This window comes from Nocardioides sp. Root682 (genome assembly GCF_001427795.1).
Classification (GTDB): Bacteria; Actinomycetota; Actinomycetes; order Propionibacteriales; family Nocardioidaceae; genus Nocardioides.
Window position 1 is genome coordinate 123391 of record NZ_LMHJ01000003.1, and the last position, 26345, is coordinate 149735.

A 26345-nucleotide genomic window follows, 5' to 3' on the forward strand; every position below is an offset into this window, starting at 1 on the left:
GGAGCAGGTCGCGGGGCGAACCTTGCAGATTTTCAGCCGGGGCAGGGCGCGACGTAGAAGGTGGTCTTGCGGGTGGACCGAAGTCCGGTGCCGTCAGTCGCGGTGATGGTCACCGTGACGTCGCCACCAATCGGGAACGCCCCGATGGTTGCCCGCCACTTCCCACTCGAGGGAGACATCGCCACTTGGCCATTTCCGCTCGGCCCACTCCAGGACGCTCGAGCCGATCGCACACCTGACCCGTCCGTGATGGTTGCGGCAATGGACCTGCCGGTGCAATCGGTGCCTGTCGCCGTGATCGTGCCGATCACCGGCGCCCGGTTCACGGTCAGGCTGACTGTCACCAGCACGGTCCCCCCGCTCCAGGTGATCGCGACCTGCCCGCTGTGCGCACCCTCCGACAGCCCGGACCGGTTGGCCCGGATCCGCAGGGTCGTGTCGGCACCGGGATCGAGCGATCCGCCCGCGGTCGAGACCGAGAGCCACTTCACGCGCGGCGTCGCGGTGAAGTCGAGTGCGGTGCCGCCGACGTTGCTCAGTCCGGTCGTTCCGGAGGTGCCGCTGGTGCCGAGGCGCAGGGTGCGCGTCGAGACCTGGAGCTCGGCGGGTGCCGCGACGGTGGGTGCGTCACTGGTGGCCGCGCTGGACGGCTCGGTCGGCGAGGGCGCGACCTCGGTGACCGTCGCGGTCGCCGAGGGGACCGGGACCGAGGGGATCGTCGGCGGCGCACTCGAGGTCGGTGCCGCACTGGTGGGGCTGTCGACACCGACCAGGTCGTCGTCTCCGTTCGGCCACAGGACCAGTGCCGCCGTACCGCCGAGGGCGAGCAGCAGCACGATCAGCCCGACCAGCAGGGCGCGACGCCTGTCGCTCGAGTCGCCCTGCGTCGGACCACCCGGCGCCACGGGAGCAGCAGGGACAGGCGAGTCGACGTAGTACGACACGAGGCGCTCGTCCTCGAGCACCCGGTCCCGCAGCGACAACGGGGCGGCGAACGCCGGGACGCCGGCCAGCAGGGCCAGCGGGCTGACCATCCGCTTGCGGCGGCTCTCGCAGACGTCGCAGCCGTCGATGTGACGGGCGACGCGCTTGCGGATGAGCGGCGAGAACCCGCCGTCCCAGTCCTTCAGCAGCTCGGAGAGGTCGTCGCAGTCGTCGCTGCCGCGACGGGCGATGAGCAGTGCGCCCAGCGAGCGCTCGACCTGGTCGCGGACCCGGCTCAGCATCACGTAGGCGTTGGCCGGCGTCACGTCCATCGCGGCGGCGAGCTCGGCGCCGTCGAGGCCCTGACGCAGGTGCAGGTCCAGCAGCGATCGGTCGCGGTCGTTGAGCCCCTCGGCCGCTGCCCACACGAGCTCGCTGAGCTCGGCCTGGACGTCGTCCTGCACGACCTGCTGCTCGGGTCCGTTCGTCTCGTCAGGCATGGCTTCCAGCCATTCGTCGTCGTGGGCCACGCGCCCGCGGGCGCGCAGGGTTCGCAGGCATTCGTTGCGTACGACGGAGTAGAGCCACGGTCGCAACCGGCTCGCTTCGCGCAGCTGCACCAGCTTCTCCGCCATCACCACGAACGAGTCCGCCACGCAGTCGGAGGCTTCCTCCCGGTTGCGCAGCATCGAGTACGCGAAGTCGTAGAGCCGGTCGGCGTACTTCTCGTAGACGCCCGCAAACGCAGCCCGGTCCCCGGCGAGGACGCCGGCAACGAGGTCCGCGTCGTCCGTCGACGCGTCCGAGAGGGTCATGGCGCGATCCTAGGGAAACCTGGCGCGATCCCAGGGAAAACGGACGCACTTCGGCTCGATTGCACATCGGTGCCTCTCGACTCTCGTGTGGTGTGGACACCTGTGAGAGCGCCGAGCGCGCGCGATCTTGCAGTTTTTTGCCGACTTCCCACAGGTCACTGAGCCTGATCGACAACAATTCCGTCGGAATCCTGTGGGAGTTCGACTGTCACGGACCCGTCGCGAGATGGCAGCGTCTGAACCGTGCCACAGGTCTCGCGAATCGCCATTGTCAACCGCGGTGAAGCCGCCATGCGGCTCATCCACGCCGTTCGCGACCTCAACGCCCGGGACACCTCCCGGGGCGAGGTCATCCGGACGATCGCCCTCCACACCGAGGTCGACGCCGGATCGGCGTTCGTCCGGGAGGCCGACGAGGCCCACCTGCTCGGTGCAGCGGTGGACCGCCCGTACCTCGACCTCGCCGTCCTCGAGCAGGCCCTCGTCCAGACCCAGGCGGACGCCGCCTGGGTCGGCTGGGGCTTCGTGGCGGAGGACCCCGCCTTCGCCGAGCTGTGCGCTCGGTTGGGCGTCACCTTCATCGGTCCGAGCGCCGACGCGATGCGCAAGCTCGGCGACAAGATCGGCTCGAAGCTGATCGCCGAGGAGGTCGGCGTGCCCGTGGCGCCGTGGAGCCGCGGTGGCGTCGACAGCCTCGAGGACGCCCTCGCGAGCGCCGAGCAGATCGGCTACCCGCTGATGCTCAAGGCCACCGCGGGTGGCGGCGGACGCGGCATCCGCAAGGTCACGTCCGGCGACGAGCTCACCGACGCCTACCAGCGGACCCGCGACGAGGCCGAGCGCGCGTTCGGCAGCGGCGTGGTGTTCCTCGAGAAGCTCGTCAGCGACGCCCGGCACGTCGAGGTCCAGGTCATCGCCGACGGCCAGGGCACCGCGTGGGCCATCGGCGTGCGTGACTGCTCCGTGCAGCGCCGCAACCAGAAGGTCATCGAGGAGTCCGCCTCCCCGCTCCTCACCGAGGAACAGACCGCCGAGCTCAAGGCCTCTGCCGAGCGCCTGGCCAACGCCGTCGGGTACGCCGGCGCCGGAACCGTCGAGTTCCTCTACCACCCGGGCGAGCAGGTCTTCGCGTTCCTCGAGGTCAACACCCGGCTCCAGGTCGAGCACCCGATCACCGAGGAGGTGACCGGCACCGACCTCGTCGCGCTGCAGATCCAGGTCGCGCGCGGCATCCCGCTTGCCGGCGTACGGCCGACGGAGCGCGGGCACGCGGTGGAGGCCCGGCTCAACGCCGAGGACCCGGACCGCGACTTCGCTCCCGCTCCCGGCCGGATCAGCCGCCTCGAGCTGCCCGCCGGCCCCGGCATCCGCGTCGACACCGGCGTCGCTGAGGGCGACACGATCCCGGCCGACTTCGACTCGATGATCGCCAAGGTGATCGCCTGGGGCGCCGACCGCGAGCAGGCGCTGGCCCGACTCCGCCGTGCGATGGGCGAGACCACCGTCGTCATCGACGGTGGCGCCACCAACAAGAGCTTCATCCTCGACCTCCTCGACCAGCCCGAGGTCACCACCGGCACGCCGACGTGGGCCGACACGGGCTGGATCGACCGCGTGCGCGGTGAGGGCCGGCTGCAGGCCGCCCGGCACTCAGGAGTCGCCCTGGTCGCCGCCGCCGTCGAGGCGTACGACGAGGAGGAGCGCACCGAGATCGCGCGCTTCCTGCAGGTTGCCCACGGCGGCCGCCCGTACGTGCAGCACGACCCGTCGCGCACCATCGAGCTCAAGCTGCGCGGGGCGACCTACGCCCTGACCGTCCGGCTGACGGGTCCGTCGCGCTACCAGGTCACCATCGCGGGCGGCGGCGACGCACGCACCGTGACGGCCACGCTGGACCGGATCGACGACGTGCACGGCCGGCTCACGGTCGACGGCCACCGCTACCGGTTGGTGACCGCCACCCACGGGACCGTCCAGATGGTCGAGGTCAACGACGTGATGCACCGGGTGAGCCGGGACGAGGGCGGCATGGTCCGTTCGCCCGCGCCCGCCCTGGTCGTCGCCACCCCGCTGTCCGTCGGTGACGAGGTCGCCGCCGGAGCGCCGGTGCTGGTGCTCGAGTCGATGAAGATGGAGACGGTGCTGTCCGCGCCGTTCGCCGGCCGCGTCAAGGAGATGCTGGTCCGGGTCGGCAGCCAGGTCGAGACGGGCGCTCCGCTGGTGCGCCTCGAGCCGACCGGCGACGACGACGATGCGGCGACCGCTGCTGCGTCGTACCCCGACCTCGACCTGCCGGACGCCTCCCGCGCCAGTGACGCCGACGACCTCGCGGTGCTCTCCGCGCAGCTCCTCGGGTACGACGTCGCGCCGGACCGCCGTGGCGGTGTGCTCCCCGGCTACCTCGCCACCCGCCAGCCCACCTCGCTGCGCGCCGAGATGGCCCTGCTCGCCCTCTTCGCGGACTTCGCCGAGCTGAGCCGGAACCGACCCGCGGGCGACGAGCAGCACACCGAGCTGCGCGTGCACAGCTCGCGCGAGTACTTCCACACCTACCTGCGCAGCCTCGACCCCGACCGTGGCGCGCTGCCCGGCCACTTCCAGGACAAGCTGCTGCGCGTGCTGGCGCACTACGGCATCACCGACCTGGAGCGGACCCCGGAGCTCGAGCGTGCGGTCTTCCGGATCTTCCTCGCCCAGCAGCACCCGTCCGACGTCGACATCGCCGTGGGCGTGCTGCAGCGCTGGCTGAGCGACCCGCCGGCGGGCGAGGGCGACGCAGCCGAGGCGCGCGCGCTGCTGGAGCGCCTGGTGCGGGCCACCCAGCTCCGGTTCGCCGTGGTCGGCGACCTCGCCCGGTCGATCCGGTTCGCCTGGTTCGACCAGCCGCTGGTCGACGACGAACGCCGTACGGTGCTCGAAGGCGTCTCCACCGAGGTCGCCGCACTCACCGACCCGGCTGCGCCCGAGAGGGACGCCCGGATCGACGCGCTCACCGCGATCCCCGAACCGTTGGTCGGCTTCCTGCGCGACCGGATGGTCGACGGACTGCCGCAGCGGGAGCCGCTCCTCGAGGTGCTGATCCGCCGGCACTACCTGGAGCACGACCTCCACGACCTGACCGTCAGCGGACCCGACGAGCACGCCGGACGTCCGGTCGTCCACGCCGAGTACGCGACCGACGAGAAGGGCGAGACCCGGGTCGTCTCCACGATCGCCGACGTGGCCGAGCTCGCTGATCCGGAGAGCTCGCTCAGCACGGCGATCAGCTCGATCCTCACCGAGGACCACGACGACGTCGTGGAGATCTACGTGCGCTGGCCGGACGCCCCCGCGGACCCGGACCGGGCCTCGGCCGAGGTGGTCAAGCTGCTTGCCATGCAGGACTTCTCGACCCGCGTCCGTCGCGTCTCCGTCGCGGTCTGCCCGGCCGCGCCGCAGCCGGTCGACTACTTCACCTTCCGCACGGAGGACGGCGAGCTGGTCGAGGACACCCTGATCCGGGGCATGCACCCGATGGTCGGGCGCCGCCTCAACCTGTCGCGCCTGCGCGAGTTCGACGTGACCCGACTGGATGCCCCTGACGACGTGCTGCTCTACGAGTGCGTGGCCCGGTCCAACCCGGCCGACCGCCGCCTCGTTGCCGCCGCACAGGTCCGCCAGCTCGCGGTGGTCCGCGACGAGGAGGGCCGCGTCATCGCCCTCCCGCACGCCGAGCGTGCCGTGGAGAACTGCCTCGAGGCGATCCGGCGGGTGCGTACGGCGCGCGGCCGTGAGGGCACCAAGCTCGACGTCAACCACGTGTGGGTCACGGTGTGGCCGGTGATCGAGGCCGACCTCGACCAGCTGACCGCATTGCAGGGCAAGATCACGCCGCTCAGCGAGGGCGCCGGGATCGAGGAGGTGCTCGCGGAGGGCCGGGTCGCCGGTCCCGACGGCACGCCGATCCCCCTCGCGATCCGCTTCCACGCCAAGCCGGGCGTGGGGGTCGTGGCCGACGTGATCACGCCGCCGGCGGAGCCGCTGGCCCCGCTGGACGAGTACAGCGGCAAGGTGCTGCGCGCCCGGCGTCGTGGCCTGGTGTACCCGTACGAGCTCGAGTCGGTGCTGGCCGGCAGCGGGACGCTCGTCGAGTACGACTTCGATGACACCGGACTGCTCAAGCCCGTCGACCGGCCGCGTGGGCAGAACTCCGCGGCCCTGATGGTCGCCGTCGTCACGACCCCGACGCCGCTCTACCCCGAGGGAATGCGACGGGTCGTGCTGTGCGGCGATCCGCTCAAGTCGCTCGGAGCCCTCTCGGAGCCGGAGTGCGCCCGGGTGATCGCTGCGATCGACCTGGCCGAGGAGCTCGACGTACCCCTGGAGTGGTTCGCCGTCTCCGCCGGTGCCCGGATCTCCATGGAGAGCGGCACCGAGAACATGGACTGGGTGGCGGATGCGCTGCGCCGGATCGTGGAGTTCACCCAGGCCGGCGGCGAGATCAACATCGTCGTCGCCGGGATCAACGTGGGCGCCCAGCCGTACTGGAACGCCGAGGCCACGATGCTGATGCACACCAAGGGCATCCTGGTGATGACGCCGGACAGCGCGATGGTGCTGACCGGCAAGCAGTCGCTCGACTTCTCCGGCGGCGTGTCGGCCGAGGACAACCACGGCATCGGCGGCTACGACCGCGTGATGGGCCCGAACGGGCAGGCGCAGTACTGGGCGCCCGACCTGGCTGGTGCGTTGGGCGTGCTGATGACGCACTACGAGCACACCTACGTGATCCCCGGCGAGGCCGGACCGCGGCGCGCGCCGTCGACCGACCCGGTCGACCGCGACGTCACCACGCACCCCCACGAGGGCGACTTCACCACCGTCGGCGAGATCTTCTCCGCGGTCCACAACCCCGACCGGAAGCGGCCGTTCGACATCCGCACCGTGATGCGGGCGCTGGCCGACGCCGACCACGAGATGCTCGAGCGGTGGGCCGGCATGGCTGACGCCGACACGTCCGTGGTCGTCGACACCCGCCTCGGCGGTTACCCGGTCAGCCTGATCGGGATCGAGTCCAAGCCGGTGCCGCGGGCGGGATTCCCTCCCACCGACGGTCCCGACACCTACACGGCGGGCACCCTGTTCCCGCGGTCGTCGAAGAAGGTCGCCCGCGCGATCAACGCCGCGTCCGGCAACCGGCCGGTCGTCGTGCTCGCGAACCTGTCCGGCTTCGACGGTTCACCGGAGTCGATGCGGAACCTGCAGCTGGAGTACGGCGCCGAGATCGGTCGCGCGATCGTCAACTTCCGCGGCCCGATCGTCTTCTGCGTGATCTCCCGCTACCACGGTGGTGCGTTCGTGGTCTTCTCCAAGCGCCTGAACCCGGAGATGACCGTGCTGGCCATCGAGGGCTCCTTCGCCTCCGTGCTCGGCGGTGCCCCGGCGGCGGCCGTGGTCTTCGCGGCCGAGGTCGCGAAGCGTGCGGCCGCCGACCCGAGGGTCGGAGCCCTGGAAGCGCAGATCGAGGGCGCCGAGGACGGCGAGCGTGGCCGTCTCGTGGTCGAGCTCGCCGAGCTGCGAGGGCAGCTGCGCGCGGACAAGATCGCCGAGATCGCGACGGAGTTCGACGGCGTCCACAACATCCACCGTGCCGTCGAGGTCGGCTCGGTGGACGAGGTGATCGCCGCCAGCGACCTCCGCCCGAAGGTGATCGCGACGATCGAGCGCGGTCTCAGACGGGAGTGATCGGGAGCGAGCGCCGGGGCTGGAACTCGAACGTGGCCCCGGTGCTGAACTTCACCACGGCCACCTCGCCCGCCTCCGGTGCCGCCTCCGCACGACGGACCACCGTGAGCTGCCACTCCTCGTCGGCACCGAGTCCCGTCACCTCGACGTCGAGGTGCGGGTCCAGGCCGCGGACCACGGCCTGCAGGGCATCGACCCAGCCGGGCCCGCACAGCGAGATCCAGGCAGCGTCCTCGTGGGCAGGTCCGGGGCGCACCACGACGGTGCCTTCACCGACCGAGGCGTCGACGTAGGCCGCCGGGTTGAGCAGCGGGTGCACGGCCAGCAGCCGGGTCGCGGCCGCCACCGGGTCGTCGATCCGGTCCAGGCCGAGTGATCGAGCGAGGCGTTCGCCGCCGATGCCGGCGACGCCGATGAGCTGCTTGCGCCGGATCCTCTCCAGCTCGTCCGCGGTCTCGACCCGGTCGGCGACGGCGAGCGCGAACGCCCGGTCGAGCAGGTGCATCTGCAGGCACACCTCGTCGGCGATCCGGACCAGCGCCGATTTCGAGAAGGCGGTGAAGTCGACGTCGGAGAGCAGCGGGCCGGCGTAGTCGGACTGCCCCTCGTCGGTCGCGTCGACCGGTGCGAGCTCGAGGGTGGCTGCGCGCGAGCGCTGGTTGACCGCGAGGGCGGGGTACGGCTCGGGCTCGGGGTACGACGGATCGATCCTCACCGTCCAGGCGCAGTGGGGGCTCCGGTTGGCGGGGGACCGCGGCGGTCGGTGGATCGGACGCACCTGGGCGTGCGGGTTGGTCGCGAGCGCGGTCGCGTCGAAGGTGGGGTCCTCGATGTCGTGGCACATGCCGCGGACGTAGTCCTCGCCCATCGGCTCCACGTCCATCAGCGCACCGCAGTGGTCGAGGTGGAACTCGCCGTGCCACGGGTCGTGCACCGTGTAACGGAAGTCCATGAACTGCGGGGGAGCGCCGATGTCGAGCTGCAGTCCCTTGAAGATGGTGACCACGTCGCCCTGGCCCGCCACCTCCGGCGCGTAGCCGAGAGCCTGCTGCATGCGGCGGGTGTAGATCGGGCTCGCTGTCGCCCACTCCTCGATCGCGATCTGCAACATCTCTTCACGACCGAAGGCGGAGATGCACCAGGCCATGCCGGAGCGGTCGATCAGCTGCCCCATCAGGAGCAGCTCGGGCACGAGTACGGCGAGCTCGGCCCGGCTGAGGTCGTCGTACCGGCTCGTCATCAGGAACCCGAGAGCCCGAGGCGACCTGCGAGCTTGTCGAGGTAGGTCATCACGGCGGTCTCGTCGGAGTCGGGGACACCCCAGATCAGCTCGGACGCACCCGCGGCCATCCAGTCGGCGAAGTCCTCCTCGGTCGGCCGCTTCGCCACCAGGATCCGTACGTCGGGCTGGCCCTCGCGGCCCGCGTCGGCCCACGCCTTGCGGAGCTTGTCGGCGTTGGCCGCCACGTCGCTCGTCGTCGGCGTGGTCATCCAGCCGTCCGCATGGGCGGCGATCCAGGCGAAGGTCTTGGGCCCGGCGCCGGCGCCGATGATCACGGGGATCCGGCCCTGCGGCGGCTTGGGGTAGGCCCAGCTCGGTCCGAACGAGACGAACTCGCCGTCGTACGACGCCTCCTCCTGGGTCCACAGGGCACGCATCGCCTCGAGGTATTCCTTCAGGACGGTACGACGCTTGTCCGCCGGCACGTGGTGGTCGGTCAGCTCGTCGGTGTTCCAGCCGAAGCCGGCACCGATCGTGACGCGGCCGCCCGACAGGTGGTCGAGCGTCGCGAGTGTCTTGGCCAGGGTGATCGGGTCGGACTCCACCGGCAGGCAGACCGCGGTGGACAGGCCGATCCGCGACGTGACCGCGGCGCAGGTGGCCAGGGAGACCCACGGGTCCAGGGTGCGCAGGTAGCGGTCGTCGGGGAGGTCCTCGCCGCCGGTCGGGTGCAGTGCGTCGCGCCGGACCGGGATGTGCGTGTGCTCCGGCACGTAGATCGTGTCGAAGCCGCGCTCCTCGGCGGCCTTCGCGAGGTCGGCCGGCGAGATGCCGCGGTCGGAGGTGAAGAGAACGATGCCGTTGCGCATGAGCGAAGAATAGAACGTGTTCTAGGAAAATGTCTTGCATCGAGGGCGAACGTCTCCTATGTTGGACACATGTCCAGTCAGGTGTTCGAAACCCCGCGACAGGGGCTCAACCCGCGTCAGGCCGAGACGGTCGAGCGATTGCTCGCCGCCGGGCTCGAGGAGCTGCGGGCCGTCGGCCACGAGGCGCTCACGGTGCGCACGGTCGCACAGCGCGCAGGCGTCTCGACCGCGACGGCGTACACGTACCTCGCCTCGAAGAACCACCTCTTCGCCGAGCTGTTCTGGCGCCACCTCGCCGCCGACGCGACGCTCCCGCACCTCGCGGGTGACAACGCGGTGCAGCGGCTCCAGCGCACGGTGCGCGCGCTGACCGCGCGGATCGTCGAGGAGCCCGAGCTCGCCGCCGCCGTCACCCCGGCGCTGCTCGGCACCGACCCCGACGTGGCGCGGTTGCGCCTCCGGATCGGTGGGGAGTTCCTCGCCCGCTTCGACGCCGCACTGCGCGATCCCGACCGGCCCGCCGCGCCCGCCGACCCCGACGTGCTCGAGGTCCTGGTGCTCACCTTCTCGGGGGCGCTGCTCCAGGCCGGCATGGGCCTGATGACCTACGACCAGATCGCCGAGCGGCTCGCGTCCGCCGTCGACGTGATCCTGCGGGGCAACTGATGAGCGCCACCGGCACGGCCACGACAGGGCCCCTGCTGTTCGACCCCTATGACTACGACTTCCACGAGGACCCGTACCCCATGTACCGGCGCCTGCGTGACGAAGCGCCCGTCCACCACGCCACCGGCGACGACATCTGGGTGATCTCGCGCCATGCCGACGTCTTCGAGGCGCTGCGCAACGACGAGGTGTTCTCCAACCGGATGGGCGTCTCCCTCGACGCCACGGCGTGGAGCCCGGACGCCCACCGCGTGATGTCCTTCCTCGGCCTCGACGGGGCCGAGCAGTCGCGGGTCCGCAAGCTCGTGTCGGCCGCCTTCACCCCGCGCCGCGTGCGGGAGCTGACGCCGGAGGTGGAGGCCCTCACCGAGCGCTACCTGACGTCGATGCTCGCCATCAACGCCGAGGCCGGTGAGGCCGACTGGATCAAGGACTTCGCCGGCAAGCTCCCGATGGACGTCATCTCCGAGATGATGGGAGTGCCTGTCCCCGATCGCGACGAGGTACGCCGCCTGGCAGACCTCGTCGTGCACCGCGAGGACGGCGTCCGGGACGTGCCGGAGGCCGGCATGCTGGCCTCCGTCGAGCTGATGACCTACTACTCCGACATGGTCACGCAGCGCCGGAAGAACGCCACCGACGACCTCACCTCCGCGCTGATCGCCGCCGAGCTCGACGGCGAGAAGCTGCGCGACGGCGAGATCATGGCGTTCCTCTTCCTGATGGTGGTCGCGGGCAACGAGACCACCACCAAGCTGCTCGGCAACGCGCTCTTCCACCTGTCGGCCCATCCTGATCAGCGCGACGAAGTGCTGGCTTCGCCACAGGATCCCGGCACCCTGGTGGTGCCGTGGATCGAGGAGACGCTGCGCCACGACACCTCCAGCCAGATGCTGGCGCGGTACGTCGTGGAGGACACCGAGCTCGCCGGCGTCACCATCCCCGGTGGCTCGAAGGCGCTGGTGCTGCTCGGTTCGGCGAACCGGGACGAGCGCGTGTTCGGTGACCCGACGTCGTACGACATCCATCGGGAGAAGTCGGAGCTCAGCCAGATCCTCAGCTTCGGCACCGGCCGCCACTTCTGCCTCGGCGCCAACCTCGCCCGGCTCGAGGCCCGCGTGGTCCTCGAGGGCCTGGTGCGCCGCGTCGAGCACTTCGAGGTGCACGCCGAGCGTGCGGTCCGGGTGCACTCGACCAGCGTGCGCGGCTTCGCCTCGCTTCCCGTCACGTTCCGCAAGCGGGGTGCCTGATGCCCAAGCCCGTCCACCCCGACCGCCGTCCCGCGGTCATCGCCGGCGCCTCCTCCGGGATCGGCGCCGAGACGGCGAAAGCCCTTGCCGCAGCAGGCTTCCCGGTGGCGCTCGGCGCCCGCCGCGTCGAGAAGCTCGAGGACCTGGCAGCTGAGATCCGTACCGCCGGCGGCGAGGCGTTCGTGCACGCGCTCGACGTGGCGTCGACCGAGTCGGTCGACAAGTTCGCTGCCGCGGTCGCCGCCGAGCTCGGTGACGCCGAGGTCGTGGTCTGCAACGCGGGGCTGCTCGCCCCCGGCAGCGTCGTCGAGGCCACGACCGAACAGCTGGCCGCGGAGTTCGACGTCAACGTGCTGGGCGCCCACCGCCTGATCCGGGCCTTCGGCACCGGGATGGTCGAGCGGCAGCGTGGCGACCTGGTCTTCGTCTCCTCCGACACCGCCTTGCGGGCCCGCCCGTTCATGCGGGGCTACAGCGCGACGAAGTCCGGCCTGGAGGGACTGGTCGAGGCGCTGCAGATGGAGCTCGAAGGGTCCGGGGTGCGTGCATCGGTCGTCCGCCCGGGTCCGACCTGGTCGGAGATGGGCTCGGACTGGGACGCCGAAGCCGGAGCGAAGGTCCTCACCGAGTGGGTCAAGTGGGGCCACGCCCGGCACTCCCACTTCCTCAAGGCCACAGCGATCGCGGACGCGATCGTCACGGTGGTCAGCGCGCCGCGGGGCGTGCACATCAGCCCTGTCGACGTGAACCCCGAAGCACCACTGGAGAAGCGATGAGTCTCGATCAGATCCCCGAGGTCTCGACCGTCCTGGACGACCAGGATCCGTCGGTGCCCGCGATCATCAAGGGCACCGGCCACCTCCCCGAGATGCGGGTCGACCCGATCACGCTGTTCCACCGGGTTCGCGAGGAGTGCGGTGACATCGGCCGGTTCCGGCTCGCCGACAAGAACGTCGTGCTCGTCACCGGTGGCGAGGCCAATGAGGCCTTCTTCCGGGCACCCGAGAACGTGCTCGACCAGGCCGCGGCGTACCCCTTCATGACCCCGATCTTCGGCAAGGGCGTCGTCTTCGACGCCTCGCCCGAGGAGCGTCAGCAGATGCTGAAGAACCAGGCGCTGCGGGGCGACATGATGCGCGGGCACGCGCAGACCATCGAGTCCGAGATCCGCAAGATGGTCGCGGGCTGGGGCGACGAGGGTGAGATCGACCTGCTCGACTTCTTCGCCGAGCTGACCATCTACACGACCTCGTCCTGCCTGATCGGCAAGCCGTTCCGCGACCAGCTCGACAGCTCCTTCGCGTCGGTCTACCACCAGCTGGAGCACGGCACCGACGCGATCGCGTACGTCGACCCGTACGCCGACATCGAGAACTTCCGGCTCCGCGACGAGGCCCGGGAGGAGCTCGTCGCCAAGGTGCAGGCGATCCTCGACGCCCGTATCGCCCGCGGCGAGGTGCCGAAGGAGGAACGCGACCTGCTCGACGTGCTGATCGCGGTGGGCATGGACGCCGACTACATCACCGGCATCTTCATCTCGATGATGTTCGCCGGACACCACACCTCCTCGGGCACGGCCTCCTGGGCGATGATCGAGCTGCTCCGCAATCCCTCGGTCATGGAGGACGTGGTCGCCGAGCTCGACGCGCTGTACGCCGACGGATCCGAGGTCTCCTTCCAGGCACTGCGGTCCATCCCGGTCCTGGAAGCCACCCTCAAGGAGACGCTGCGGCTGCACCCGCCGCTGGTCATCCTGATGCGGCTGGTGCAGGAGGACTTCGAGCTGCTCGGCCACACGATCCCGGCCGGCACCGTCCTCGCCGCCTCACCGCGGGTCTCGAACCGGATCGAGGAGGACTTCCCGAAGGCCGACGAGTTCGATCCGGGCCGCTACGTCGACCCGCGCCAGGAGGACCTGCAGAACCGCTGGACCTGGATCCCGTTCGGCGCCGGCAAGCACCGCTGCGTCGGCAACGCGTTCGCGATGATGCAGATGAAGGCGATCTTCTCGGTGATCCTGCGCGACTTCGAGTTCGAGCCCGTGCAGCCGCTGGACTCCTACCGCGACGACGTCTCCAAGATGGTCATCCAGCTGGCCCAGCCAGCGAAGGTCCGCTACCGCCGGCGGGCGCGATGAGGGTCGTCGCCGATGCCGGGATCTGCCAGGGCCACCAGCTCTGCCAGGGAGAAGCCCCCGACGTCTTCGGCTTCGACGAGGACGCCGACGTGGTGACCCTCCTCGAGGAACACCCGGACGAGTCCCGACGTGCCGACGTCACCACTGCTGTGAAGTACTGCCCCGCTTTCGCCCTTTCGATCGAAGAGGACTGACATGAGTGACCCGACCCCCGCCCTGAGCAGGGCCGAGATCGAGGAGTTCTGGGACTCCTGGCTCGACGTCAACCGTCGTGCCGAGCAGAGCGGCGACTGGCGGGTGATGGCCGACTGGTACGCCGAGGACGCCAACTACGGCTGGATGTACAGCCACGACGAGCACTTCATGGCCGTCGGTCGCGAGCAGATCCGCGACTGGGCGATCGGCATCGAGATGGACGGCTTCGACGGCTGGCACTACGACTACGTCTGCACGATGATCGACGAGAAGAAGTCGATGGTGCTCGGCTTCTGGAAGCAGCGCTCCGGGATCACCAATGACGAGACCGGTGAGGAGTACGAGATCCTCGGCATCGGCGGCTCGTGGTTCGGTGTCGAGCGGCAGACCTCGGGGGCCGATGCCGGGCAGATCAAGATCGCCTGGCAGCGCGACTGGTTCGACATGCCGTCGACCACCCACACGTTCATGGAGATCCTGAAGGCCGACAAGGCCTCGGACACCCTGCTCAAGCGGATGTCGGTCTTCGGTCACGAGGTGCCCGGGCACTACCACCTCAAGGACGTCCCCTCGCCCGTCTGGCCGCCGCCGGTCGAGGCCGGCGACTACTTGACCCAGGCACCACCGGTGGTTGAGGTGCGAGCGTCAGCGAGCCTCGAAACCCCCGAGGTGTCGGCATGAGTGCGCTTCCTCCCGCGGCCCAGCAGCTGATCGATGGCAAGCTCGTCGCGGCATCCGACGGGTCGTCGTACCCGATCCTCAACCCGGCCAACGGCGAGGAGATCGGCCGCGCGCCGGACGGTACGGCGGCGGACGTGGAGACCGCGATCGCCGCTGCCCGCCGGGCCTTCGACGAGTCGACGTGGTCGACCGATCGCGAGCTGCGGGTGCGGTGCCTGCGCCAGCTGCACCAGGCGTTGCTCGACAACGCCGACGACTTCCGCGCGCTGACCACGGCCGAGGTCGGGATGCCCGGCTTCATGATGATGGCGGCCGGGTTCGACGTCCCGGTCGAGTCGTTGAAGTGGGTCACCGACCTCGCCGAGACCTACGAGTTCGAGACCGACCTCGGGGTCGCCGCGCCGATGGGGATTCCCTCCCGGCGGACGGTACGACGCGAGCCGATCGGTGTGGTCGCCGCCATCACGCCGTGGAACGTGCCGACCCAGATCAACCTCGCCAAGATCGGTCCCGCCCTCGCGGCCGGCTGCACCGTCGTCCTCAAGCCGGCGCCAGACACCCCGTGGGTGGCGGCCGAGCTCGGGCGCCTGGCCGCCGAGCACACCGACATCCCGGCCGGCGTCTTCAACGTGGTGACGCCCCGGTCCAACGACGTCGCCTCGGTGCTGTCCACCGACCCGCGCGTCGACATGGTGTCCTTCACCGGATCCACCTCGGTCGGCAAGGCGATCATGGCCGCGGCCGCCCCCACCCTGAAGCGGGTGTTCCTCGAGCTCGGCGGGAAGTCGGCCGCGATCGCGCTCGATGACGCCGACGTCGCTGCCGTCGCCGGCGGTACGGCGTTCGCCGCCTGCATCCACGCGGGGCAGGGCTGTGCGCTCACCACCCGGCTGATCGTGCCGCGGGCGAAGTACGACGAAGCCGTCCGGGTCGCCGCCGCGACGATGGAGTCCATCGGTGCGCAGGACCCCGCCGATCCCGGCACGATCTGCGGACCGGTGATCTCGCCGCTGCAGCGCGAGCGGGTGGCGGCGTACTTCGACATCGCTCTCGCGGAGGGCGGCACGTTCGCCACGGGCGGTGCGGTCATCGACCAGCCCGGCAACTGGATCCAGCCCACAGTCGTCGCCGGACTCGACAACTCCTCGCGCCTCGCGCAGGAGGAGATCTTCGGTCCGGTGCTCGTCGTCATCCCGCACGACGGCGACGACGACGCGGTCCGGATCGCCAACGACTCGGCGTACGGCCTGTCCGGCTCCGTCGACTCGGCCGACCTGGGTCGGGCGAAGGCGGTGGCCGCGCGGATCCGCACCGGCACCCTGGCCGTGAACGGCGGCGTCTGGTTCAGCCCCGACGCACCGTTCGGTGGCTACAAGCAGTCCGGCCTCGGCCGGGAGATGGGCGTTGCCGGCTTCGAGGAGTACCTCGAGACCAAGACCATTGCCGAGCCGGCGTGAGCCCCGCGGGAGTTTCACCGGCCAGCCGGTGAAACTCACGCCTGGACGAGGAAGTTTCATCGGCCAACCATGAGATTCACCGCCCAGCCGGTGAAACTCGTGACACATGAGGAAGTTGGAAAAATGAGGTTCGAAGAAAAGGTCGTGGTCGTCACGGGCGCGGCGCAGGGCATCGGCGAGGCCTACGCCCGCGCGCTCGCCAAGGAAGGGGCGGCCGTCGTGGTCGCCGACATGAACGAGGAGTCGGGCGCCAAGGTCGCTGCGGCGATCAACGAGGAGGGCGGCCGGGCTGTCTTCGTCCCGTGCGACGTCTCCTCGTCGGCGTCCGCCGAGGCGCTGGTCGCGCGCGTCGTGGAGGAGTTCGGCGGGATCGACCACCTGGTCAACAACGCCGCCATCTACGGCGCGATGGAGTTCAACCTCCTCATCGCCGTCGACTGGGACTACTACAAGAAGTTCATGAGCGTGAACCTCGACGGTGCCCTCGTGATGACCCGCGCCGTCTACCCCGAGATCGCGAAGCGCGGCGGGGGAGCGATCGTCAACCAGTCGAGCACGGCGGCGTACCTCTACTCCGGCTTCTACGGCCTCGCCAAGGCAGCCACCAACAGCCTCACCCAGCAGCTGGCCCACGAGCTCGGCGGCCAGCGGATCCGGGTCAACGCGATCGCACCCGGGCCGACGGACACCGAGGCGACGCGCACCCAGGCCGGCGACGCGGCCAAGGACATCGTGCGCAACTCGCTCGCCATCAAGCGGATGGGCCGGGTCGAGGACATGGTCGGCGCGCTGCTCTACCTGCTGTCCGACGACGCCTCGTGGGTGACCGGCCAGATCCTGGCGGTCGACGGCGGCCAGACCTTCCGACTCTGATGACGACAACAGTCGGCTTCGTCGGCCTCGGCAACATCGGCAAGCCGATGGCGCTGCGGCTGGCCGCGCAGCAGGAGACCGCCGACCTCGAGGTCTGGGTCTACGACGTCGCGCCCGACCCGTTGGCAGAGGCAGAGCGTGCCGGGGCCAGGGTCGCCGAGAGTGTCGCCGCGCTGGCGGCGAAGGTCGACGTGCTCTGCCTGATGGTGCGCGACGACGACCAGGTGCGCCAGGTGCTCGGCGAGGCGCTCGGGGTGGCCGGTGACCGGCTCACGGTCGTCATCCACTCCACCGTCGCTCCGAACACACCGGCAGAGCTGGCGACCACGGCTTCGCGCCACGGCGTGCAGGTGCTCGACGCACCCGTCTCCGGCGGAGCGATGGGTGCGGCCGACGGCAGCCTCGCGCTGATGGTCGGCGGTGCCGACGATGCCTTCGCGGCGGCCGAGCCCGTGCTGCACGCACTCGGCAGCAAGGTGGTGCACGCCGGGCCGATCGGTGCGGGCACGAAGTTCAAGCTCGCCCGCAACATGATGCACTTCATCGCGTTCACCGCTGCGACCGAGGCACAGCGGCTGGCCGAAGCGGCCGGCCTGGACCTCAAGGCACTCGGCGACGTCGTACGCCACACCGACGCCATCACCGGCGGACCGGGCGCGATCATGCACCGCGAGACCGCGGCGCCACTCGATCCCGCCGACTTCTGGCACGGGGTGTTCACCAACGTGACCTCGCTCGGGGTCAAGGACCTCGGCTTCGCCATCGACCTGGCCCACCAGCTGGGCGTCGACGTACCCCTGGCCGAGCTGGCCATCGACCGCCTCGGCCCCGGCCTGGGACTCGAGCCCACCGGTGGTTGAGGTGCGAGCGTCAGAGAGCCTCGAAACCCCCGCAACCGAAGGACGGAACTGATGGGCAAGTTCGACGACCTCCCCGAGGCCCGCCGCAAGGGCCTCGAGAAGATGGAGCAGGTCTACGGCTTCGACATGTCCGACGGTGACGGTGACTTCTTCCGCTACACCGTCGAGCACCTCTTCGCCGACATCTGGCAGCGTCCCGGCCTCTCGGACCGTGACCGCAGGCTGTTCCTCATCGGGCTCCTCGTCGGCCAGCGGGCCAACGACGTGCTCGGCATCCAGATCCCGGCAGCGCACGCCAACGGCGAGCTGGACGACCAGGCGCTGCGCGAGCTCGTGATCCTGGCCTGCCACTACGACGGCTGGCCCAACGGCTCTCGGATGAACGCTGTCGTGGAGGACACGATCGGCAAGGCGGAGCGGGCGCGGGCGAAAGCGGCGCGGGCGAGCGACTGATCGACGCCATCGGCGTCTTGTTAACCTCGGTGGTGATGAACCGAGAAACATCGGAAGCAGTGCCGGATCGTTCCGCGACCGCGATCGTCCCCGCGACCCTCGCGTCGTTCCTGACCCATCCGGCGCCGCGCGCCGCCGATGGCGTGGGTCTGGGCATCTGGCTGGTCGACACGGCCCGCGTCGGGGAGCACGAGCTCGAGATCGGCCGGGCCTGGCTCGACGGGGCGGAGCGCAAGCAGGCGTCGGCGTACGTCCGCGCGGAGCTGCGCCGGGCCTACGAGATCGCCCATGCCGCCGCGCGACTGGTCGTCGGCACGTCGATGGACATCCCGCCCGAGAAGGTCGTGTGGGGCCGCCACGCCTGTCCCGGTTGCGGTGAGCCGCACGGGCGTCCCCGTGCCGAGGGCACCGCGATCGAGTTCTCGCTGTCGCACACCCCCGGCCAGGTCCTGGTCGCGGTGGCCGACGTGCCGGTGGGCGTCGACGTCGAGAGCCACCCCGACGACCCGACCGCGCTGGCGGGCGTGCTGCACCCACGGGAGACGGCGGAGATCGACGCCGCCGCCCGCGGCACCCTCGACGGCGGCCGCGCTGCGGTTCGGTTCACCCGTGCGTGGTCACGGACCGAGGCGTACCTCAAGGGCATCGGCATCGGCCTGGGTCGCGACCCGCACCTCGACTACCTCGGCACCGACGCCGCGCCGGGCCGCACGGTCGGCGAGTGGTCGCTGTGGGACGTCGTCGTTCCCGAGGGGTACGGCGCCGCGCTCGCCCTGCGCAGCAGCTGACCCCACCTCAACCGAAGCGGGTCCACTGCTCGAGCACCACGAGTGTCTTCGTGCTGGAGATCTGACCGCCCGAGCGGAGCTGGCTGACGACCCGCCGCAGGTCCTCGACGCCGTCGACCCGGATCCGCAGCAGGGCGTCGGGGTCACCCGCGAGGGTGAGCACCTCGTCGACCTCGGGGATGCCGGCGACGAACTCCATGATCTGGGCCAGGTCGAGGTCGTCGGCGAACTGGAGCTCGGTCACGGCCTCGATGCCCGTCGCGATCCGGCCGTGGTTGATCTTGACGGTGTAGCGCTCGATCACGCCGAGCTTCTCCATCCGCGCGATCCGGCGCTGGACCGGGGCGACGGTCAGTCCGACCGCGGTGGCGATCTCGCGCAGCGGCCGGCGCGCGTTCTCCCGCAGGAGGTCGAGGATCTCGCGGTCGGTGCGGTCGAGGACGGCCTGTTCGCTCACGCAACAAACAATACCCATCACCCCTCATCTGTTGCGTCCAGTGGGCGTAAAGCAGTGCTTGGATTGCGGATCTTCGCCAAACTCGACGATGGCTGTTGTGGTCCGGCTCACCAGGGAGCAGGCTCGTGCGCGCCCCCACCTCATGTGCACAGGAGAACCGATGACGATCACCGCCGCGCCCGCCGACCTGGTCTTCGAGCGGAGTGACGAGCTCGGCACCGCCGGCCACGAGCAGGTCGTGTTCTGCCGCGACCAGGCCACCGGCCTGAGGGCGATCATCGCCATCCACGACACCCGGCTGGGCCCGGCGCTGGGCGGCACCCGGTTCTACCCCTACGCCTCGGAGGGCGACGCCCTGACCGACGTGCTCCGGCTCTCGCAGGGGATGACCCACAAGGCCGCAGCCGCCGGCATCGCCCTGGGCGGCGGCAAGGCCGTGATCATCGGTGACCCGGCGACGGTGAAGACCCCCGAGCTGATGCGTGCCTACGGACGTTTCGTGGACTCGCTGTCCGGCCGTTACTTCACGGCCGCCGACGTGGGCACCACCGCCGAGGACCTCGACGAGGTCGCCCGGACGACGCAGTACGTCGTCGGCAGCAACGGCGGCTCCGGCGACAGCGGCTTCTCCACCGCCTTCGGTGTCTTCTGCTCCATGAAGGCCGCCGCCGAGCAGCGCTGGGGCGCCGAGGGTCTCGCCGGTCGCTCGGTCGGCGTCGAGGGCATCGGCAAGGTCGGCACCCACCTGGTCGACCTGCTGGTCGCCGAGGGTGCCACGGTCACGGTGACGGACCAGTCGGCGGCCGCGATCGACCGGCTGCTCGCGCGGCACCCCGGCGTCGCCGTACTGCCGAGCGTGCTCGATGCGGAGGTCGACGTCTACGCCCCCTGCGCCCTCGGTGCGACGCTGACGCCGGACTCGGTCGGCCACCTCCGCGCGAGCATCGTGTGCGGTGCGGCCAACAACCAGCTGTCCGACTCGTCGGTCGCCTCGTTGCTCCACGACCGCGACATCACCTGGGTCCCGGACTTCGTCGCGAACGCGGGTGGCCTGATCCAGGTCGGTGCCGAGATCTGGGAACGCACCCCGGAGCACGCGCGCGGGCAGATCGCCGCCATCGGCGAGACGGTCCGCGACATCCTGATCCGCTCCGCGGCCACCGGTCGCCGGACGCTCGACGTCGCCGCCGAGATCGTCGAAGAACGTCTGGCCGCCGCGCCGGCTCGCGGGACGCAGGAGGTGTCCGCATGACCGCCCTGATCGACGGTCCCGTCGCGGAGCCGGCAGTCCCGACGCCGTACGACCTCGACGACCGGTTCCGTCCCTCGGCGCCGCCGGTCCTGCTGACCGGCGTCCAGGCCATTGCGCGCCTGCTGGTCGAGCACCGCGCGCTCGACCGTCGACGTGGGCTGCACACCGCCTCCTTCGTCTCGGGCTACCAGGGCAGTCCGCTCGGCGGCCTCGACAAGATGCTCGGCGACATGCAGGACGTCCTCGACGAGAACGACATCCGGTTCGTGCCCGGCCTCAACGAGGAGCTCGCCGCGACGGCTGTCTGGGGCAGCCAGGTCGACCTCCCGGCGGCCAAGGCGACGCACGACGGCGTCACCGGCTTCTGGTACGGCAAGGGCCCGGGCGTCGACCGGGCGACCGATGCGCTGCGCCACCTCAACATGTACGGCGTCAACCGGTACGGCGGCGCTGTGCTGCTGGTCGGCGACGACCCTGCCTCGAAGTCCTCGACCGTGCCGGCCGTCAGCGAGCGGTCGCTCGCGGCGCTGGGGATCCCGGTGCTGTTCCCCCGCAACTCCTCCGAGATCGTCACCCTCGGGCTGCACGCGGTCGAGATGTCACGGGCCTCGGGCTGTGTCGTCGCGATCAAGATCGTCGCCGACGTCGCGGACGGCGCCTGGGTGGTCGACAGTGCTGACCTGGACCTCTCCCCGGTGGTCCCGGCGATCGAGTGGAATGGCCACCCCTACGTCTACACGCAGAGCCCGATGGTGTTGCGTCCGGCGATGATCGTCGGAGCCGAGGCCGAGCTGGTGGGCCCCCGCGCCGAGGTGGTGCGGGCGTACGCCGGTGCCAACGGCCTCGATGTCATGGACGTCGACGTGGCGGGTGCGACCACCGGATTCGTCGCCTCCGGCAGCTGTTACGACTCGATGCGCCAGGCGATGACCGACCTCGGCATCACCGACGAGGCGCTCGCCGCTGCCGGCATCCGGGTGCTCCGCCTCGGCATGATGAGCCCGGTCGCGCCGTCGATCATCCGCACCTTCGCCGAAGGCCTCGACCGGATCGTCGTCATCGAGGACAAGACCTCGTTCATCGAGGCGCAGGTCCGCGACATCCTCTACGGCACGCCTGCCGCACCCGAGGTCCTCGGCAAGCGCGACAGCAACGGGATGACGCTGGTTCCCGCTGACGGCGAGCTCACCTCGGGCCGATTGCTGGCGCCGATGCGGCACCTCCTGCAGGGTGTCGTTGAGCTCAAGGTGCCGGCGGCGAAGCGCACCCCGTTGCCCCTGCTCTCGGCCGGTCGCGGTGCGTACTTCTGCAGCGGCTGCCCGCACAACCGTTCCACCGTGCTCCCTGAGGGCTCGATGGGCGGTGGCGGCATCGGCTGCCACGCCATGGTGACCATCTCCGACCGCCCGGAGAGCGCCGTGACCGGCGTGACCCAGATGGGTGGCGAGGGCGCGCAGTGGATCGGGCAGGCGTGGTTCACCGACGCCCCCCACATCTTCCAGAACGTCGGCGACGGCACCTTCTTCCACTCCGCCCAGCTGGCCGTCCAGGCCTGCATCGCCGCCGGGGTGAACATCACCTACAAGGTGCTCTACAACGACGTCGTCGCGATGACCGGCGCCCAGGACGCCGAAGGCGCGCTCTCCGTCCCGCTGCTGTCCCACAAGCTGCACACCGAGGGCGTCAAGAAGATCATCATCTGCGCCGACGAGCCCGAGCGGCACCGCAAGCGCGACCTGGCCCCCGGCACCCTGCTCTGGGACCGCGACCGCCTCGACGAGGCACAGCGGATGCTGCGCGACATCCCCGGAGTGACGGTGCTGATCTACGACCAGCACTGCGCCGCCGACGCCCGTCGCCAGCGCAAGCGCGGCTCGCTGCCGACCCGCACCAAGCGGGTGGTCATCAACGAGGCCGTCTGCGAGGGCTGCGGCGACTGCGGCGTGAAGAGCAACTGCCTCTCCGTCCAGCCGGTCGAGACCGAGTACGGCCGCAAGACCCGCATCGAGCAGACGTCCTGCAACACCGACTACAGCTGCCTCGACGGGGACTGCCCGTCCTTCGTGACCGTCGAGACGGCACCCCGCACCCGCCGTACGCTCCGCAAGGCGAAGCGTGAGGCGGCGAAGGCCGCGAAGCCGACGAAGCGCCGTACGTACCCGACGCCGCCGGTCGTCGCCGCCAGCCCCGCCGAGGACCGGGTCACCACGACCCAGAACGTCTTCATGGCCGGCATCGGCGGCACGGGCATCGTCACCGTCAACCAGGTCCTCGCCACCGCTGCGCTCCGAGCCGGGTACGCCGTCGAGTCGCTCGACCAGACCGGCCTGAGCCAGAAGGCGGGGCCGGTCACCGGTCACCTCCGGTTCGCCGAGGGCGACCTCGAGCCGGCCAACCGGCTCACCCCCGGCTCGGCCGACTGCCTGCTCGGCTTCGACCTGCTCACCCTCGCCGAGGACCGCAACCTCGTCTTCGGCGACGCGACCGCCACCCGGACGGTCGTCTCGACCAGTCGTACGGCGACCGGCGCGATGGTGCAGGACCTGACCGTCCAGCACCCCGACGAGGCCGACCTGTTGAAACGGGTCCGTACGGCGAGCGTCGAGCTGTTCGACTTCGACGGCCTCGAGGCCGCGGACCGCATCTTCGGCAACACCGTGGCTGCGAACTTCCTCCTCGTGGGCGCGGCGTACCAGACCGGCGCACTCCGGCTGCCTGCCGCCGCCATCGAGGAGGCCATCGGGATCAACGGGACCGCGGTCGCCGCGAACGTGGCCGCCTTCCGTTGGGGCCGCGTCGCGGTCGCCGACCCGGCTGCGTTCCGCGCGGCCAACGAGAAGTCGGTCGCGCCGCGGGAGCGCCACGTCCCCGCCTCGGTCGCGGCGTCCGGCCTCGACGGTGAGCTGCTGCGCCTGGTCGCCCAGCGCGCCGCGGACCTGGTCGACTACCAGGACGAGAAGCTCGCCGACAGCTACGTCGACCTCGTCGCCGGGGTTGCCGCGGCCGAGCGGTCGGTGACGACCAAGACGCGGTTCAGCGAGGCCGTGGCGCGCCACCTGTTCAAGCTCACCGCCTACAAGGACGAGTACGAGGTCGCCCGGCTCCTGACGGACCCGGCCTTCCTGGCCGACACCGGAGCGGAGTTCCCCGGCGGCACGGTGGCCTTCCAGCTGCACCCGCCGGCGCTGCGTGCCCTGGGCCGGAAGAAGAAGATCGCCTTCGGTCCGCGGTCACACGGAAGCCTGCGCGCGCTGGCCCGGATGAAGGTCCTCCGCGGCACCGCCGCCGACCCCTTCGGCCGCGCCCACCTCCGCAAGGTCGAGCGCGAGCTGCGCGACCACTACCGGACCCTGGTGACCGACCTCGCCGGCGAGCTCTCGACCGAGGGCTACGACCGGGCGGTGCAGATCGCCGAGCTCCCCGACGTCGTCCGCGGCTACGAGGGCGTGAAGCTGCGCAACGTGGAGCGGTACGTGGCCGAGCTGGAAGCGCTCGGGGCGACGGTGCCCGCGATCACGGTCTGACGGGCCCGCTCGTCCGGTCGTTCGTTCGGTCGGTCAGGACGGTGCGATCACCGCACGCAGCATCCTCATGAGGAGCGCGCCGCCGCTCTCGAGCTGGCGCGCGGCCGTGTCCGGGTCGTCGGTCAGCACCTGCACCGTGGCCTTCAGGCCGTCGAAGGCGCCGACGAGGAGGGTGGCCACCTCGACCGGGTCGACGGTGGGGTCGACGGGCAGGGCATCGCGGACCAGGTCCGCGACGTCATCGATCCAGCGCCGGGTCAGCTCCGCGGCGAGGGGCCGGGTGGCGGGCAGCTCGGAGAGGTTCTGCGTCAGCCGCGCGACCGCCCACGCGTACGGGTCGTCACGGTGCAGGCCCACCATGGCGGGCAGGAGGGCCTCGAGCCGCTCCGTCCCGGACGGCGTGGCGGCCAGGCGGGCGCGCACCTGGTCGAGCCAGTGCGCGTGCTTCTCGGTGAGTACGGCGACGGCGAGCGACTCCTTGCTCGTGAAGTGGAAGTACACCGAGCCCTTGGTCATGCCGCTCGCCTCGACGACGTCGTCCATCCGCGCCTTGTCGTAGCCGAGCCGGGCGAACACGGCTGCTGCGGCGTCGAGGATCCGCTCCCGCGAGGCGGCTCCGTGCTGGGTCGGTCCGGGCGGGCGGCCGACGCGTCGGGGAGCGGGGGTGCTCGATGACCTTGTCATGTGCCCATCCTACTGCTATTAATTAAACCAAAGAGTCGGTTTAATAAAGGAGTGAGATGACAGGCCATTTCGAGAAGCAACACGTGCTGGTGACCGGGGCGTCGTCGGGCATCGGGCGTGCCCTGGCCGAGCGGGTGGCCGCCGAGGGCGGCAACCTGGTGCTGGTCGCACGACGCGCGCCCGTCCTGCGGGCACAGGGCGAGGAGCTCGAGGCGCGGTACGGCGTCCGGGTCGACGTCGTACCGGCCGATCTCAGCCTGCCCGGCGCGGCCGCCGGGATCGTCCAGGAGCTGTCGGCGCGGGGCATCACCGTCGACGCGCTGGTCAACAACGCCGGGCTCGGTGTCCACGGCGACCTGGTGGGTGCGCGCCTCGCGGACGTCTCCGCCCAGGTCGCGGTGAACATCACCGCACTGACCGAGCTCACCGCGCTGCTGCTGCCGGCGATGGTCGCTCGTGGCCGTGGGGCGATCGTCAACGTGGCCAGCACGGCCGCGTTCCAGCCGGTGCCCCACATGGCCGTGTACGCCGCCACGAAGGCCTACGTGCTGTCGTTCTCGCGGGCCCTGTGGTCCGAGACGCGCGGCACCGGGGTCCGGGTTCTCGTCGTCAGTCCGGGCGCGACCGACACCGCGTTCTTCGACGTCGCTGGTGACGACGCCTCGGTGGGGAGACGCCGTACGCCGGAACAGGTCGTCGACGTCGCGATGAGCGCCCTCCGGGCAGACCGTCGCGAGGTGGTCGACGGGGCCGGGAACGCGCTCCTCGCCCGCGCCGCCAGCCGCCTGCCCACCCGATGGGCGATCGCCCTGGCCGAGCGCTCCGTCCGGCCGCAACCCAGCACCACCGCCACCATCACCAACTGATCGAGGAGCCACCATGTTCATCAACGACTTTTCCGCCGCAGCTGCAGCCGCCGTCAACAACCACGACGTCGAGGAGATCCTCGCCCTGTGGCGCGAGCCCGCCTCCTACGACTCGCCCATGACCGGTCCCCAGCAGGGCCTTGCTGCACTGGCCGAGCGGGAGGCCGCCCTGTTCGCGGGATTCAGCGACCTCTCCGCCACCCTCCAGCCCCTGGGGCAGGAGCAGTCCACGGGCGCCGCGCTCGTCCGCTTCACCGGCACCCATGACGGGTGGTACGCAGGCATGGCACCGACCGGGAACACCATCTCCCTCGAGATGGTCGCGGTCATCACCTTCGACGACGACGGTCGCGTCGTCGGCGAACGCGTCTTCATCGACAGTGCCGCAGTCGTTGCTCAGCTCTCCGGCACGGTCGCGCCCGACGCAGCGTGAACCAGCAGTTCGGGTCGCGACCGGGACCTGTGGTCCGGGTCGCGACCGGCGGGTCTCACTGGCGATCAGGAGCCGATCCGGCTCCCTGACCTGCGCTTTTGTGATGGTGCCCCAGGCAAGAGTCGAACTTGCGACCTTTCGCTTAGGAGGCGGCTGCACTTATCGCCCTGACCTGCGACAACACCGGTCTCTTGGGTCCGTTGACAGAAGATTGA

Annotated in this window: 21 protein-coding genes; 16 read left to right on the forward strand and 5 right to left on the reverse strand. The window is 70.6% G+C overall.

Features of this window, described 5'->3' with window-relative positions; all coding sequences use genetic code 11:
- Positions 1–32: 32 nt before the first annotated feature.
- Entirely contained in the window at positions 33–1739 is a 1707-nt protein-coding gene (locus ASD84_RS15935) for a sigma-70 family RNA polymerase sigma factor (protein WP_056712589.1), read from the reverse strand.
- Positions 1740–1982: 243 nt separating this feature from the next.
- Here ASD84_RS15935 and ASD84_RS15940 point away from each other — a divergent pair, with 243 nt between their 5' ends.
- Entirely contained in the window at positions 1983–7463 is a 5481-nt protein-coding gene (locus tag ASD84_RS15940) for a carboxyl transferase domain-containing protein (protein WP_082573645.1), read from the forward strand.
- Here ASD84_RS15940 and ASD84_RS15945 read toward each other — a convergent pair.
- The gene (locus ASD84_RS15945; protein ID WP_056712593.1) at positions 7450–8703 is read right to left on the reverse strand and encodes a hypothetical protein; all 1254 of its coding nucleotides are present in this window, start codon (positions 8701–8703) and stop codon (positions 7450–7452) included. The genes ASD84_RS15940 and ASD84_RS15945 overlap by 14 nt on opposite strands.
- On the reverse strand, positions 8703–9554 hold the full coding sequence (locus ASD84_RS15950; protein ID WP_056712596.1) for an LLM class F420-dependent oxidoreductase: 852 nt from the start codon (positions 9552–9554) through the stop codon (positions 8703–8705). Before ASD84_RS15950 ends, ASD84_RS15945 begins: the two co-directional genes overlap by 1 nt.
- 69 nt (positions 9555–9623) lie before the next feature.
- Here ASD84_RS15950 and ASD84_RS15955 point away from each other — a divergent pair, with 69 nt between their 5' ends.
- From ASD84_RS15955 to ASD84_RS16005, 11 genes are all read left to right on the forward strand, one after another.
- Positions 9624–10220, forward strand: a complete 597-nt coding sequence (locus tag ASD84_RS15955; protein WP_056712598.1) for a TetR/AcrR family transcriptional regulator — start codon at positions 9624–9626, stop codon at positions 10218–10220.
- Positions 10220–11470 (forward strand): cytochrome P450, encoded by a 1251-nt coding sequence (locus ASD84_RS15960; RefSeq protein ID WP_056712600.1) that lies wholly within the window; start codon positions 10220–10222, stop codon positions 11468–11470. Before ASD84_RS15955 ends, ASD84_RS15960 begins: the two co-directional genes overlap by 1 nt.
- The gene (locus ASD84_RS15965; protein ID WP_056712602.1) at positions 11470–12246 is read left to right on the forward strand and encodes an SDR family oxidoreductase; all 777 of its coding nucleotides are present in this window, start codon (positions 11470–11472) and stop codon (positions 12244–12246) included. The genes ASD84_RS15960 and ASD84_RS15965 overlap by 1 nt, the downstream gene beginning before the upstream one ends.
- A complete protein-coding gene (locus ASD84_RS15970; protein ID WP_082573647.1) occupies positions 12243–13607 on the forward strand; it encodes a cytochrome P450 in 1365 nt (454 codons plus the stop codon). Before ASD84_RS15965 ends, ASD84_RS15970 begins: the two co-directional genes overlap by 4 nt.
- Positions 13604–13801, forward strand: a complete 198-nt coding sequence (locus ASD84_RS15975) for a ferredoxin (protein ID WP_056712604.1) — start codon at positions 13604–13606, stop codon at positions 13799–13801. Before ASD84_RS15970 ends, ASD84_RS15975 begins: the two co-directional genes overlap by 4 nt.
- A 1-nt stretch (position 13802) precedes the next feature.
- On the forward strand, positions 13803–14483 hold the full coding sequence (locus tag ASD84_RS15980) for a hypothetical protein (RefSeq protein WP_056712607.1): 681 nt from the start codon (positions 13803–13805) through the stop codon (positions 14481–14483).
- Positions 14480–15940: an aldehyde dehydrogenase gene (locus tag ASD84_RS15985; protein ID WP_056712611.1), complete on the forward strand. Its 1461-nt coding sequence runs from the start codon at positions 14480–14482 to the stop codon at positions 15938–15940. The genes ASD84_RS15980 and ASD84_RS15985 overlap by 4 nt, the downstream gene beginning before the upstream one ends.
- Before the next feature lie 123 nt (positions 15941–16063).
- Complete coding sequence (locus tag ASD84_RS15990; RefSeq protein WP_056712613.1) at positions 16064–16813, forward strand: SDR family oxidoreductase; 750 nt, start codon at positions 16064–16066, stop codon at positions 16811–16813.
- Complete coding sequence (locus tag ASD84_RS15995) at positions 16813–17673, forward strand: NAD(P)-dependent oxidoreductase (protein WP_056712616.1); 861 nt, start codon at positions 16813–16815, stop codon at positions 17671–17673. The genes ASD84_RS15990 and ASD84_RS15995 overlap by 1 nt, the downstream gene beginning before the upstream one ends.
- Positions 17674–17724: 51 nt before the next feature.
- A complete protein-coding gene (locus tag ASD84_RS16000; protein WP_056712618.1) occupies positions 17725–18126 on the forward strand; it encodes a carboxymuconolactone decarboxylase family protein in 402 nt (133 codons plus the stop codon).
- A gap of 35 nt (positions 18127–18161) precedes the next feature.
- Complete coding sequence (locus ASD84_RS16005) at positions 18162–18914, forward strand: 4'-phosphopantetheinyl transferase family protein (RefSeq protein WP_082573649.1); 753 nt, start codon at positions 18162–18164, stop codon at positions 18912–18914.
- Positions 18915–18921: 7 nt separating this feature from the next.
- Here the strand turns inward: ASD84_RS16005 and ASD84_RS16010 are convergent, their stop codons facing one another.
- Positions 18922–19371 (reverse strand): Lrp/AsnC family transcriptional regulator, encoded by a 450-nt coding sequence (locus ASD84_RS16010; RefSeq protein WP_200954613.1) that lies wholly within the window; start codon positions 19369–19371, stop codon positions 18922–18924.
- Between the two features lie 160 nt (positions 19372–19531).
- Here ASD84_RS16010 and ASD84_RS16015 point away from each other — a divergent pair, with 160 nt between their 5' ends.
- Together ASD84_RS16015 and ASD84_RS16020 are read left to right on the forward strand one after the other, a co-directional pair.
- Positions 19532–20623, forward strand: coding sequence for a Leu/Phe/Val dehydrogenase (locus ASD84_RS16015; RefSeq protein WP_056712624.1), 1092 nt, complete (start codon positions 19532–19534; stop codon positions 20621–20623).
- The gene (locus ASD84_RS16020) at positions 20620–24147 is read left to right on the forward strand and encodes an indolepyruvate ferredoxin oxidoreductase family protein (RefSeq protein ID WP_056712626.1); all 3528 of its coding nucleotides are present in this window, start codon (positions 20620–20622) and stop codon (positions 24145–24147) included. The genes ASD84_RS16015 and ASD84_RS16020 overlap by 4 nt, the downstream gene beginning before the upstream one ends.
- Before the next feature lie 33 nt (positions 24148–24180).
- On the opposite strand, the gene ASD84_RS16025 is transcribed toward ASD84_RS16020, so the two are convergent.
- Positions 24181–24831: a TetR/AcrR family transcriptional regulator gene (locus ASD84_RS16025; protein WP_056712628.1), complete on the reverse strand. Its 651-nt coding sequence runs from the start codon at positions 24829–24831 to the stop codon at positions 24181–24183.
- Between the two features lie 56 nt (positions 24832–24887).
- On the opposite strand from ASD84_RS16025, the gene ASD84_RS16030 reads away from it, so the two are divergent.
- Both ASD84_RS16030 and ASD84_RS16035 read left to right on the forward strand, forming a co-directional pair.
- The gene (locus ASD84_RS16030; RefSeq protein WP_056712630.1) at positions 24888–25697 is read left to right on the forward strand and encodes an SDR family NAD(P)-dependent oxidoreductase; all 810 of its coding nucleotides are present in this window, start codon (positions 24888–24890) and stop codon (positions 25695–25697) included.
- 13 nt (positions 25698–25710) lie between these two features.
- Positions 25711–26130, forward strand: coding sequence for an ester cyclase (locus ASD84_RS16035; protein WP_056712646.1), 420 nt, complete (start codon positions 25711–25713; stop codon positions 26128–26130).
- The last annotated feature ends 215 nt before the right edge of the window (positions 26131–26345 follow it).